This is a genomic window from Flavobacterium sp. MMLR14_040, assembly GCF_033657265.1.
Classification (GTDB): Bacteria; Bacteroidota; Bacteroidia; order Flavobacteriales; family Flavobacteriaceae; genus Flavobacterium.
The window spans coordinates 1-14030 of the sequence record NZ_JAWVWO010000015.1 but is presented as its reverse complement, the minus strand read 5'-3'; the positions used below and the strand labels follow the sequence as shown (position 1 = coordinate 14030).

10 protein-coding genes are annotated in these 14030 nt (G+C 35.3%); 9 read left to right on the top strand and 1 reads right to left on the bottom strand.

The features are described from left to right. The first annotated feature begins 51 nt into the window (after positions 1–51). The 9 genes from SD960_RS17480 (at position 52) to SD960_RS17440 (ending at position 12083) form a co-directional block, all read left to right on the top strand. Positions 52–3066 carry a TonB-dependent receptor gene (locus SD960_RS17480; RefSeq protein WP_318805043.1) on the top strand — a complete coding sequence of 1005 codons (3015 nt, stop codon included), beginning with the start codon at positions 52–54 and terminating at the stop codon, positions 3064–3066. A gap of 20 nt (positions 3067–3086) precedes the next feature. Next, a complete protein-coding gene (locus tag SD960_RS17475) occupies positions 3087–4613 on the top strand; it encodes a RagB/SusD family nutrient uptake outer membrane protein (protein ID WP_318805042.1) in 1527 nt (508 codons plus the stop codon). A 270-nt stretch (positions 4614–4883) separates the two neighbouring features. After that, a complete protein-coding gene (locus tag SD960_RS17470; RefSeq protein ID WP_318805041.1) occupies positions 4884–6059 on the top strand; it encodes a cellulase family glycosylhydrolase in 1176 nt (391 codons plus the stop codon). Between the two features lie 181 nt (positions 6060–6240). After that, the gene (locus tag SD960_RS17465) at positions 6241–7275 is read left to right on the top strand and encodes a glycoside hydrolase family 43 protein (RefSeq protein ID WP_318805040.1); all 1035 of its coding nucleotides are present in this window, start codon (positions 6241–6243) and stop codon (positions 7273–7275) included. A 171-nt stretch (positions 7276–7446) separates the two neighbouring features. Further along, a complete protein-coding gene (locus SD960_RS17460) occupies positions 7447–8475 on the top strand; it encodes a glycoside hydrolase family 43 protein (RefSeq protein ID WP_318805039.1) in 1029 nt (342 codons plus the stop codon). A 74-nt stretch (positions 8476–8549) separates the two neighbouring features. Continuing rightward, positions 8550–9722 (top strand): aldose epimerase family protein, encoded by a 1173-nt coding sequence (locus SD960_RS17455; protein WP_318805038.1) that lies wholly within the window; start codon positions 8550–8552, stop codon positions 9720–9722. Positions 9723–10126: 404 nt separating this feature from the next. Beyond that, entirely contained in the window at positions 10127–11035 is a 909-nt protein-coding gene (locus SD960_RS17450; protein WP_318805037.1) for a glycoside hydrolase family 43 protein, read from the top strand. Positions 11036–11097: 62 nt separating this feature from the next. Then, positions 11098–11610 (top strand): hypothetical protein, encoded by a 513-nt coding sequence (locus SD960_RS17445; RefSeq protein WP_318805036.1) that lies wholly within the window; start codon positions 11098–11100, stop codon positions 11608–11610. A gap of 5 nt (positions 11611–11615) precedes the next feature. Then, positions 11616–12083 carry a helix-turn-helix transcriptional regulator gene (locus tag SD960_RS17440; protein ID WP_318805035.1) on the top strand — a complete coding sequence of 156 codons (468 nt, stop codon included), beginning with the start codon at positions 11616–11618 and terminating at the stop codon, positions 12081–12083. Positions 12084–12337: 254 nt separating this feature from the next. Here the strand turns inward: SD960_RS17440 and hmpA are convergent, their stop codons facing one another. Continuing rightward, positions 12338–13549, bottom strand: a complete 1212-nt coding sequence (gene hmpA, locus SD960_RS17435; protein WP_318805034.1) for an NO-inducible flavohemoprotein — start codon at positions 13547–13549, stop codon at positions 12338–12340. Positions 13550–14030: the final 481 nt, after the last annotated feature.

The following is a 14030-nucleotide window of genomic DNA, read 5'->3' as shown; positions in this document are numbered from 1 at the left end:
ATATGATTGAAACCAACCACAAAAAATGAAACTATCTAAAATCAAAACCCAATGAAAACAAAGTTCAACCAAATTTTAAAACAGAGGTATTACCTCTTGTTTTTCTTTAGTTTGCTAATTCAGCAATCTTATGCGCAGCAAATTATGATTACCGGAAAAGTAGCTTCTGCCGACGGACAACCAATTCCGTTTGCGAATGTCATTATTAAAGATACCAAAAATGGCGCCGTTACAGATTTTGACGGAAGATATAAAATCTCGGCAGCGCCAAACCAAACACTGGTTTTTAGTTCGCAGGGATTTAAAACTCTAGAAATTGCAATAAATAACAAAACAACAATAGACGCTTCTTTACCGGAAGATGCCACAAAACTGGATGAAATTGTTGTTGTAGGTTACGGTTCTCAACAGAAAAAAGACCTTACCGGAGCCATTTCATTAGTAAAAGCAGAAGAAATCCAGAAACGTCAGATCACTACAGTTGCTGACGGATTACAGGGTTTAGTAACCGGAGTTAAAGTTCGCGGCGGGGGGCGTCCGGGACAGGAAGCCAATATTGAAATTCGTGGTTTAAAGAACCTTCAAAGCTCAAATCCATTGTATGTAATTGATGGTTTAGTGACAACGGCGAACAGAGATTTCAACCCAAATGATATCGAAAGTATTCAGGTTTTAAAAGATGCATCGGCAGCAGCCATTTATGGTTCAAGAGCAGCAAATGGTGTAATTATTATTACGACCAAAAAAGGTAAAAAAGGTCCGCTTCAGGTTGAAGTTTCGGCAAAAACAAGTTTTACCACTATGCCAAGATATGATTTAATGGGAACCGAAGAGTTTACAAAATATAATAACATGGCTTATGATAATGCTGGATTTACAAGACAAAACCTTAACATGGCAGTAAATACAGACTGGCAGGATGAAGTTTTTGAAACAGGAATGATTCAGGATTACAATGCAAGTTTTGCAGGTGGTGGAGAAAATTCTACCTTTTTCATGTCGGCCAATTATTTTGGAAATGAAGGAACCGTTGTTGGAACTGATTTTGACAGAATCTCATTTCGAGTAAATTCAAGCGGTTCAAAAGGGATTTTCAGTATTGGAGAAAACTTAGCCATCAGCAATTCAAAAACAGATGAAATGTCCGGGAATCCAATTATTGATGTATACAGATTAACGCCTACAATTCCGGTTTATGACGCTTCAAATCCAGGAGGTTATGGTTACGGAAAGCAGGGTGTTGCTGATACTTTTGGTACCAATCCTTTGGCCATTGCTGATTTTGCCAATACTTTAAATGAAAATTTCAGAATTAGAGGAAATATCTGGTCAGAAATAAAATTTGCATCGTGGTTAAAATACCGTTTCAATTTTGGATATGAAACCAGTATTGATTCTTATAAATTTTTAAGAAAAGTGGGAAACTGGTCTCTTAACCAACCGCCGGATCAATCCTACACAGATCAAAACAGAGGAAGATCACAAACATTCTTATATGAAAACACATTGAATTTCAAGAAAGAATTTGGCAAACATGACATTACGATTTTAGTAGGTCAGACTTTTCAAAAAGATACTTACGATCAAATTTACGGAACAAAGAGAAATCTTCCCATAAATTCAGCGACAGGTCAATATTATACTGTTCTAAATCAAGGAGATTCGCCGGTAGTTGGAGGTTTTATAAACGAAGCTGCTTTGACCTCTTATTTAGGAAGATTAGAGTACAATTATGATAATCGCTATTTATTGAATGCCGTAATCAGACGTGACGGATCATCAAGGTTCAGCGATGGGAATAAGTGGGGGAATTTCCCTTCTGTTTCTGCAGGATGGAGAATCAGCAACGAATCGTTTTTTAAATCAGCATTCATCAAAGACTTAAAATTAAGAGCAAGTTACGGAGAATTAGGTTCTGGAAATATTAGAGAATATGAATCTAAAAGTTTTATTAATAATTTCGGACAAATTGTTTTAGGAGATGGACAGACTTTATATCCTTCTGCAACTCAGGTGAAACTGGCAAATTCTCAATTGCGTTGGGAAAAATTAAAACAAACTAATATTGGATTAGATCTTGGTGTTTTAAATAATGATCTGCGTTTTACAGGAGATTATTTTATTGCCCGTACAGAAGATGTATTATTTGGTTTTCCGATTTTGTTAACTACAGGAAACGATGGCGGAAACCCAACCGCTAACGCTGCGACGGTTGAAAATAAAGGTATCGAACTGGAATTGGCGTATAGCAAAAAGATTAATGATTTTTCTTTTAATGCTTCTGTAAACTTCACAAAAGTAACCAACAAACTGGTTTCATTAGGTAACGGTCAAAACGAAAATATTGTTGGAAACACCATAACCCGCAGCGGGAATCCGGTAGGAATGTGGTACGTACTGCAAACAGATGGATTGTTTCAAAACACAACAGAAATTCAGAACTACAAAAACGCTGACGGAAAAGTAATTATGCCAAATGCTGTGCCGGGAGACATTCGTTTTAAGGATGTTAACGGTGATGGAGAAATTACAAACGAAGACAAGGATATTGTTGGAAGTCCGTGGCCGGAATTTGAAATGGGTTTAAACGCAGGAGCTGAGTATAAAGGTTTTGATTTTTCGATGAACTGGATTGCTTCGCACGGTGCTACTGTTTATAATGGATTTACAAGTGTTGTAGATCGTTTTGATGATAATAGCAATTATAGAACAGGAATTCAGCCGTGGACACCTGAAAATCCAAATACTGATTTTCCAAGAGTTACAAAAGGCTCAACTTTAAATTCAAGAGGAGACAGCGACCGTTTCTTAGAAAGCGGCGATTTTATCAGACTAAAATATATTGGTTTTGGATACAACCTGCCTGATAGTGTTTTAGAAAAAACAGGAATCACCAGAGCAAGATTAACATTGTCTGCACAAAATGTTATTACAATTTCTAAATACAAAGGCTTAGATCCGGAATTCAGCAATACTGGCGATAACAGGATTTTTGAAAGAGGTGTTGATAATGGTGCTTTTCCAAATCTTCAGACGTATTCTTTTGGTGTTGAATTTACCTTTTAATTTTAAAAAAAAACAGCGTAATGAAAAAAATAATAACAATAACCATAATTTTTTTAGGTCTCTTTTTTGCATCATCTTGTGAAAATGAATTGGACCTAAACAGCCAGACCGATATTGAAACAGAACAATATTGGAAAACTGAAAGTGATGCACAAGCCGGTGTAAACGCTATATATGCCATGTTTTATAAAGATGGATTATGGGCAAGATGGATGTATTTCCGTCTGGATTTAACTTCTGATGAAGGTTACAGTGTAAGTCCGTGGACAGAATTGGCAGATTGGACCAGATTCAACTATATCAATTATAATTTTTGGGAAGGCAACAATGTAACATGGAGAGATACCTACAAAGCAATTTTTAGATGCAATCAGGTATTGGCCAATGTTCCGAATATTACTTTTCAAAATGAAGATGATAAAAAGAAAATTCTCGCTCAGGCAAAGTTTTTCAGAGCAATGAATTACTATTATGCAGCCATTCTTTGGGAAAATATTCCACTGGTTTTGGAGCCATCGACGCCAGCTGATTTACCACAACAAAAAAATGTAACCGAAATTTGGGCCCAGATCGAAAAAGATTTGAACGAAGCGTTTGAAGATTTGCCGGCAGATTGGGCAGGAGACCAAACAGGAAGGCCAGACAAAGGAGCAGCAAAAGCATTTCTTGCAAAAACATACATGCAACAGCACAAATGGACTGATGCGAAAGCTGCTTTAGAATATTTAATTTCTGGCGCAGGAGCAAAATACAGTTTGGTTTCTAATTATAGAGACAACTTTACAGATGTAAATGAAAACAATAGCGAATCTGTTTTTGAAATTCAGTTTGGAGATCAACGAAAAGGAGGAACAGGTGAAGATCCAAATGCTGCGGTTTCAAGCAATCGTGCTCAGTTTTTTGCTCCAAGAAGTATTGGCTGGTCAGATGGTCAGGCTCGTTTTTGGTTAGTAAATGCTTTTAAAGAAGAACAAAATAAAGACGGTAATTTTGATATTCGTTTAAGGTGGACTTTATATTATCCAGATTTATTAGCTGATTTTGGAGACAAAACGTACGGAAAAAATTGGGAATGGAACAATGATGAAGCCTGGTTTAGAAAAGGAAGCCGTGATTACTATAGAGATAATGAAGATTATTACAGTCAGGTTAATTACAGATTAATTCGTTATGCAGACATTTTATTACGCTATGCAGAAGTTCTAAACGAATTGGGAAATACTGCAGATGCCTATCAATATGTTGATTTGGTTAGAGCGCGAGTAAACATGAATACTTTAGCTGTTGCGCATCCTGAAATTGGAAACGATCATGATTTGTTTCTAGAAAGATTAAAAATGGAACGAGTTTTAGAATTAGCCGGCGAAAGTGTTCGTTGGGAAGATTTAAAACGTTGGGGAGATCTGGATACCCAAGCCTCTGTTGATAAAATCGCACTTCGTGATCCGGATTTTAAAAACTTTACAGTTGGTAAAAATCAAAGATTACCAATTCCACAGGTTGATGTAGACAATAATCCAAATCTGGATCAACACCCGGAATATTAAAATAACCCGTTTGGTGTAATGCAAAAAGAATAATTTAACACATAGAAACATAGATTTTTTATCTGTGAAAAAGGATAAAAAAGAAACTTATTTCTCACACATAGCTATGTGTGTTAATGCAAGTGAAACGCCTTTTTTGAGTTCAATAATTCTATGTTTCTATGTGTTAGAATAATTATACATAACGTTTAAATATATTAGGGAATCAGGAATTAATAATTCGATTCCCTTATCACCAAAAAATCTTCATTTTACTTAAGAAAATTTATAATGAGAAAAATTAATTTGTATCTAACATGTTTGTTAGCAGGAACCTTATTGCTTAGTTGCAACAACAAAAAAAGCAATACCGAAGAAAATAAAACAGAAACAGCGGTAGTTGAAAAAAGAGAAATCTGGACAAAAGACCAAGCTAATAAATGGTACGCAGAACAGCCCTGGCTGGTTGGAGCCAATTATTATCCAAGTACCGCCATTAACCAGTTAGAAATGTGGCAGGCCGATACTTTTGACCCAAAAAGAATTGATCAGGAATTAGGGTGGGCCGAAGGAATTGGGATGAATGTAATGCGCGTGTACCTGCACGATTTATTACACAAACAAGATCCCGAAGGGCTTTACAAACGTATGGACGCTTATTTAGGAATTGCAGATAAACACCACATCAAAACCTTATTTGTTTTGTTTGATTCCTGCTGGGATCCGTTTCCGGCATTAGGGAAACAACGTGCGCCAAAACCACATACGCACAACTCAGGATGGGTTCAGAGTCCGGGACAAAAAGTACTGCAGGATTCTACGCAATATCCTCGTTTAGAGAAATATGTAAAAGAAACCGTTTCAAAATTCAAAGATGATAAACGTATTTTGGGTTGGGATGTATGGAACGAACCGGATAATATGACGGGACCATCTTACGAAAAAATCGAAATTAAAAACAAAGCCGATTTGGTTTTAAAGCTTTTAAAAGATGCTTTCGTTTGGGCGAGAGAAAGTAATCCTTCACAGCCATTGACTTCAGGAGTTTGGGCAGGAGACTGGAGCGACGAAACGAAGATGCAGCCAATGCACAAAATGCAAATCGAGCAATCAGACGTTATTACTTTTCATAATTACAACACGCCGCAGGATTTCGAAAAAGTAATCAAACAATTACAGCGTTACGGAAAACCGCTAATTTGTACAGAATACATGGCAAGACCAAACGGAAGCACGTTCGAAGGCTTTTTGCCAGTAGCTAGGAAATACAATATTGGTATGATCAACTGGGGATTAGTCGACGGAAAAACTCAAACCAAATATGCGTGGGACAGCTGGACAAAAAAATACGACGCCGAGCCAAAAGTGTGGTTTCACGAAGTGTTTCATAACGACGGAACTCCTTATAAAAAAGCAGAGACAGACTTGATTAAAAAAATGACGACTGAGGCGAATAAGAAGAATTAGAAAATTAGTCAATTAGATAATTTTTTTGCCCACGGATTTGGCTGATTTAAACAGGTTTTCACAGATCAAATTACAGTAGGATTTTGAAATTTAAGTTTTCAATTATAATTCATAAAAAAATAATCTGCGTAAATCCGTTTAATCCGTGAAATCCGCGGCCTAATAAATAAAGAGAATAGCAATGAAAAAATATTTCATAAAACACCTCATATTTCTGGTTGCAATCCTAATTGGATTTTCCGCGAAAGCGCAACAACCAGATCCACCGGGAAAAGTAAAAGGCAGTGAAAAACCGAAGAACGAAGCCTATCTTTTTGCGCATATGACACACAGCGATTACGGAAGATTATATTATTCGGTAAGTCTGGATGGTTTACATTGGGAAAATTTAAACAACGGAAAAAGGGTTTTTGAAGAATATAAAGGACATCCCGATATCTGCAAAGGTCCTGACGGCAAATATTACATAGCCGGAAACACAGGAGATGATGCAAAAAGTATTAATATCTGGGTTTCCGATGATCTAATTACCTGGAAAAAGCATTCGAATTACATACCCGATTTAAAAAGCACACCTGATTATGCGAATGCTTTACAGCGAATTGGTGCACCAAAATTGTATTACGACAAAGATTCCGGAAAATTCATAATGACGTGGCATACTCCGCATCTGGACGGAACAAAAGAAGATCCGGAACGTTATTGGGCAAGCCAAAGAACGTTGTATGTTTTATCAAAAGATCTAAAAACTTTTGAAGGAACTCCAAAACGTTTGTTTGATTGGGATATGGGAACAATAGACGTTTTTATTCGTAAAGTAGGCGATTCCTACTACGCCATTCTCAAAGATGAAACCTATCCAACGTTGTATTGGACAACCGGAAAAACTATTCGAATAGCGAAATCAAAATCGCTTTTAGGACCTTATTCTTTGCCCCAACAATCGATAAGCCCCAATTTTAGAGAAGCTCCAATGTTGATTCCGTCACCGGATGATAAAATCTGGTACATGTATTACGAACAATATCCCGGAGTTTCTTACGGATTATCAATCGCAGATAATCTCAACGGACCTTGGTTTCAGGCTTCAGGATATACCTTTTTTGCTGATTGGGACAAATATAGTTTACCTGAAAAAGTACGTCACGGTTGTATGATTTCAATTTCAAGAAATGAATATGATAGTTTGGTGAAGAAATTTGGAAAAAAGTTATGAGTTATGAATTTTGAGTTTTGAGTTAGGATTTGGAGTAAACTCATAATTCAAAAATTGGTTAGTTTAAGTTAGTGTTTGCTTTTGAAGCTTTGTCAAAGTTTTAAACTTTGACAAAGCTAATCAAGAGGAATCACGTATTTAAAAGTACGCCCAACAATAAAAAATATATAAATGAAAAAATATTTAATTCTCTTTTTGTTAGCGATTGTTTCAAGTGGATATTCGCAGCAGAAAACTTTTTCGAATCCAATTTTGCCTTCGGGCGCAGACCCGTATAGCACATTTTATAAAGGCTACTATTACTACACAAATACCTTGCAGGATCGACTGGTTTTATGGAAAACAAAAAATCTCGCTGATCTAAAAAACGCCGAAAGCAAAGTGGTTTGGAAAGCACCAAAAGGAACTGATTATTCTGCAGATATCTGGGCACCGGAATTTCATTTCATAAAAGGAAAATGGTACGCTTATTTTGCTGCCGATAATGGCGATAACAATACACACAGAATGTATGTTTTAGAAAATAAGGCATCAGATCCATTTAAAGGGAAATGGGAATTTAAAGGAAAAATCGCTGCTAAAACCGATAAATGGGCGATTGACGGCAATGTCTTCGAATATAAAAAACAGCTCTATATGATTTGGGCGGGCTGGGAAGGCGATAGCAACGGACAGCAAAATATTTATATCGCAAAAATGAAAAATCCGCTTGAAATTGAAGGCGACAGAGTTTTAATTTCTTCGCCTAAACATGCTTGGGAAACACACGGAAAGTTGAATGATGCGAAAAATCCACCACAGGTAAATGTAAACGAAGGGCCTCAGTTTTTACAAAATGGCGATAAAATTTTCATCGTGTTTTCTGCGAGCGGCTGCTGGACAGATTTTTATGCTTTAGGATTATTAACCTTTAAAGGTGGAGATAATTTATTAGAGGCATCGGCTTGGGAAAAATCAGCAGAACCAATATTTAAACAATCGGATGCAAACAAAGTCTACGCGCCCGGACATAACTCGTTTTTTAAATCTCCCGATGGAAAAGAAGACTGGATTTTGTATCACGCCAATTCAAATCCCGGTGAAGGCTGCGGAAGTAAAAGATCACCAAGAATGCAAAAAATTAGTTGGGATGCGAATGGTTTTCCTGTTTTGGGCGAACCTGTGAATGAAGCAGCTATATTGGAAATTCCATCGAAATAAAACTTAAAAATATTAATCAGAGGATGAGATTGCTTTCGCCCCAGCGAACAGGTCTTCCTCGCAATGACATAAAAATGAAGAATATTCAAATTGCAGCGGTTGTTTTGCTGGCACTTTTTCAATTTAATTGTAAAGATAATAAGGCTGAAACTTCCAAAGAAACTTCACAGGAAATGGTGACGGATTCGATAAAACCGGTTTTGGAAACTAAAAATTTTGATACCATAATTGATGGTAAAAAAGTCAATTTATATTGGATAGAAAACAAAGGAATTAAAGCCGCTTTTACTAATTACGGAGGAAGATTAATCGGACTTTGGGTTGCTGATAAAAATGGCAAACAAACTGATGTTGTTGTGGGAATGAATAGTGCAAGAGGTTTTAAAACTTCGACAGAACCTTATTTTGGAGCAACTATCGGAAGAGTTGGAAACCGTATTGCAAAAGGACAATTTACATTGGAAGGAAAAAAATATCAGGTTCCGTTGAATAATGGCAAAAATGCTTTGCATGGCGGAATTAAAGGTTTTCAGGATGTAGTTTGGGATGTTAGTAAAACGAATGAAAATACTTTGGTTTTTAGTTATGTTTCGCCAGATGGTGAGCAAGGTTTTCCTGGAAATCTTACTGTAAAAGTAACGTACACGATTGAAGAGGATCAAACTATTAAAATGGAATACGAAGCCACAACTGATAAAACAACTTTAGTAAACTTAACCAATCACGCTTTTTTTAATTTGAATGGAGAAGGAAGCGATTCGATTTTAAACCATGAATTGCAGATTTATGCAGATCAATTTACGCCTGTCGATGAAGGTTTGATTCCGACGGGAGAATTAAAAGCGGTTAAAAATACACCATTTGATTTTACTTCAAAACATACAATTGGTGAAAGGATTGAAACGAAAGATGAGCAATTAACCTTCGGAAAAGGTTACGATCATAATTACGTTTTAAACGGAAAAAAGAAAAACGGGTTGAATCATGCTGCAACAATTTCAGGAGATAAATCCGGAATTACATTGAATATTTTTACCGAAGAACCGGGATTACAATTTTACAGTGGGAATTTTATGCAATCGAAAAACACTTTTAAATCTGGTGCAAAAGATGCTTTTAGAACAGCTTTTGCTCTCGAAACACAACATTTTCCAGATGCTCCAAATCAGCCAAAATTTGCACCAATTGTTTTGAAGACGGGACAAAAATATCATACGGTTTCGCTTTATCAGTTTTCTGTGAAATAGGTTTTTTTGTGAGATGTGAACTGTGAAATTTTGAGAATGAGATAATTTGAAAATTAGACAATTAGATAATGTGAATGCGATTTGTCATCCTGTCGGAGGAAAGAGCAGACTAATAGGTCGCCAATGCTTGTCATTTCGAGGAACGAGGAATCTCCGCAAGTAACTCTACAAAGATTGGCGGTTTTCTGTGCGGAGTTACTTGCGGAGATCCTTCCTCCGTCAGGATGACAATATTGTGGTTACATTATGTTAAACTGTTGTCGAATTATTAGTGTGATCCTTCCTCTGTCAGGATGACAAACGATTCATTATAAAAAAAACTAAACCATAATAAAATGAAAAAAATATTAACTCTTATAACTTGCCTCTGTATTTTCATTTGTTGCTCTCAGGAAAATAATCCAATGAAGACAACCGAATCTGAATCAGGTAATATTCTTTTGGCTGATCCCACTATTTTCTACAATAAGGGAATTTATTATTTGTACGGAACAACGACAGGAAATCAAACTAATGGCGAAGGATTTTTGGTTTATACTTCTTCGGATTTAAAAAAGTGGAGTGGTCCTGCGGGAGCACAAAATGGTTTGGCTTTAAAAAAAGGAGATTCTTATGGTGATAAAGGTTTTTGGGCGCCACAAATTTTGGAATACAACAAGAAGTTTTACATGATTTATACTGCCAATGAAAATATTGCGATTGCCACAAGCGATAATCCGCTTGGGCCTTTTAAAAGTGAATCGAAGGAACCCATTATTAAAACCGGAAACCAAATTGATCCTTTTATTTTTATTGATGATGATGGTAAAAAATATCTCTATCATGTGAGATTAACAAACGGAAACCGAATTTTTGTAGCCGAAATAAATGATGATCTTCAAAGTATAAAAACCGAAACTCTAAAAGAATGCATTGCCGGAACTTTACCCTGGGAAAATACTCAAAATACAGATTGGCTAGTTACAGAAGGTCCAACAGTTTTAAAACACAATGGCTTGTATTATTTAATTTATTCAGCAAATGATTTTAGAAATCCGGATTACGCCGTAGGTTACGCAACAAGTAAAAGTCCGTGCGGACCTTGGGAAAAATCGAGTGATAGTCCGATCATTAGCAGACAAAATACCAATCAAAACGGAATTGGTCATGGTGATGTTTTTTGGGATAAAAACAATATTATGCACTATGTTTTACATACGCATTTTAGTAATTCGGGCGTTTCTCCAAGAAAAGCAGGAATGATTGCTATTTCTTTTGAAGGAAACATGTTGAAAGCGGATAGTAAAAGTTTTGTTTTTTTGAGGAGTAATTAAACGAATTTAAATTATACAATATGTATAATTATTTGCTATATTTGTATAATGAATTTGTTTAAATGAATGTGAAAATATTAAAAATAGAAGGTAATGTTTTAATCGATGCTAAGATTTCAGATTCAAAATTAATAAAAATAAGCCTTCCTTCGGTAGCAGACGGATGGCGATTTAATTTTAATAAACATTCGAAAAAGAAAAACTTTGAAACATACGTTTTAATCTCTGAGGAAACTTTTGAAAAAATTGAAGGCTGTTTAATTTTTGAAATGAAAGATAAGATTGAACCTTATATGGCGTATGTTGAAATAGCACCACATAATAAGGGAACAATAAAAGAATATGATAATGTTGCAGGTTGTCTAATTGCTTATGCCTGCAGACTAAGTTTTACAAAAGGAGAAGGAGATTTTACAGGCTGGCTGGCCTTTGATGTAATGGAAGAAGACAAAAATGATGAAATAAAATTAATGGCAATGTATTGTCAAAAGTACCATGCACTAAGATTTAGAGAAACCACGATGGTCATTCCGCCTCAAGGAGGACAAAAGTTAATAGATGAATTTTTAAAGTAGCAAATATGAAAAATAAAGAAATTCAAGTTGATGATATTTGGAACGATAAAAAAAACAATGATTTAAAAGATTTTATATCTACTCATTCTGCCAAACAATCTAAAGAAAGGTTACTTACCAATCAATTACTTTCTATTCAATATAAGTTAGAGGATTATATACAGAATGAAAGTGATGATACAGAAGTTTTAAAAATTCTTGATTTTGTTAAGATGTATTTGAAAGCACTTAATTTAACCAAGAAAGAATTGGCTACGTATTTTGAAATGCGTGATAGTAATCTTCACAAATATCTTTCTGGAGAGAGAAAATTAAATGCAAAATTGGTTTTAAAACTTAGCACATTTTCGCATACTAAACCTGAACAATGGTATCGGGTTGAGATAAAAAACGAGTTAATCGAGTTGAAGAAAGAAAAAGCAAACGTAGATCTTTATAAAAAATACGATTATCGTAATTTGGTTAGAATATAAAGATATCATAACTAAAAAAGCCTTCATAAACAATGAAGGCTTTTGCATTTTACTTTTTATTCGAAAATATAAATAATGAAAACAAGTTCGAAATTAAACCCGCAACCAGCCACGAACGCATCCAAAAAAATAAAAAAGCAGATTTGTTTGTGCAATTAAGACTGGCTAGTGTAAAGGTGATAAAAAACGTTGTTGTCAAATTCTGCAATACCGGAATTAGGTATTTCTTATTTTGAAACCGAACCATTTTCATCTTAATTTAAATTGATCAGCTGAGGTCCGAATTCTTCGTAAAAAATATTTTCCTGACTTACATTTAGATTCACTAAAGTTTCGTATTGTGTTTTAATAAATATTTCGGGACCACAGATGTAATATTTTGCCTGATCTAATAAAATAGAATCTTTGCATTTGTGAAGATCAACGCGCCCTTGAATTATTTCACTTTGAATCTCATTTTTATTTTCTAAAGTGTCGTAAAAAGTAAAGGTTTCAAGATATTTTGCTTCTTCTTTTAATGTTGTAATTTGATCTTTAAATGCGTGAACAGATTCATTTCTGCAGCCGTGAATCCAGATAGTTTTTTTATTCTGAATGTTGTTTAAATTCGTTTCCAGCATGCTTAACATCGGCGTAAGCCCAACTCCGCCACTGATTAAAACTAACGGATTTTGAGAATCTTTTTCTAAATGAAATAATCCGGCAGGAGCAGAGATGGAAATGTGGTCGCCTTCTGATTTTGAATGCAAAGTATTCGAAACATAACCGGATGGATTTGGCGCAATTCCGCTTTCTCTTTTTACCGAAATTCTATAATATTCGGGATTAAAAGCGCTTGATAAACTGTATTGTCTGGGTTGCAAAAGTTCTAATTCAGGAACATAAACCTGAACGCTAATATATTGACCGGGATGATAATTGGTGATTTCTTTTCCGTCTTCGGGATACAGATAAAAGGACTTGATTTCGGTGGATTCTTCTACGATTTTTTTGATTACGAATTTTCTCCAGCCGTTCCAACTTCCGGGCTTGGCGCTGTTTTCCTGATACATTTCTTTTTCAATATCAATCATAATTTGTGCTAGCTGATAAAAAGCAACTGTCCAGGCGTCTAGTATTTCGGGTGTTGCGGCTTCTCCAACCACTTCGCCAATTGAAGCGATAAGTTGTGTTCCTACGATTTTATATTGATCGGGCTGGATGTTTAAACTTCTGTGTTTTGTTCCAATTCCTTTTAGAACACCAATTAAAACACTCGGATCGTCAATATTTTCAGCGTAAGCCAAAACTGCGTTTGCCAACGCTGATTTTTGTCTTCCGTTGGCCTGATTTCCCATATTAAACATGTTGCGCAATTGAGGATGATGTGTAAACATTCTTTTATAGAAATAATTGGTAAGGTCTTCACCACTTGCTCTTAAAATTGGAATTGTAGCTTTGATAAGCTCTTTTTGATGTGGATTCATTTTTTAATAATTAGGATTTGATTAGGATTAAATATTCAGATTCTAAAGCAATAAATGTGTTTAGAGTTTGATATTTACAAATTTAAATAGGGCAGGAGGCTCTATTTTATGACTCAAATCATAAGAATAAAAAAAGATGAAAATAAGTTGAGGTTATTTTAGAAGGGAAAAAATTCCAATGAATAGGTTTGCGTTAGGAATAGAAGCGGAAATCCTTTTTTTGAGTTTCTAAAAAATTAACACTAATCTCGCAAAGGCTCTAAGACGCAAAGTTTAAACACAATATTGTCATTTCAGGGGAGAAATCTCCACGAGAAGCTCGACAAAGATTTGATTCTCTTTGCGGAGTTACTTGCGAAGATTTCTCCTGCGTCCTTTAGATTTGTTTTTTGAAATTTGATTAGATTTATGATTGAGAAAGGAAGCCAAGGTAAACTATTCGTTCGTCCGAGTTCATGACTCATATTTCGATTAAGACTTT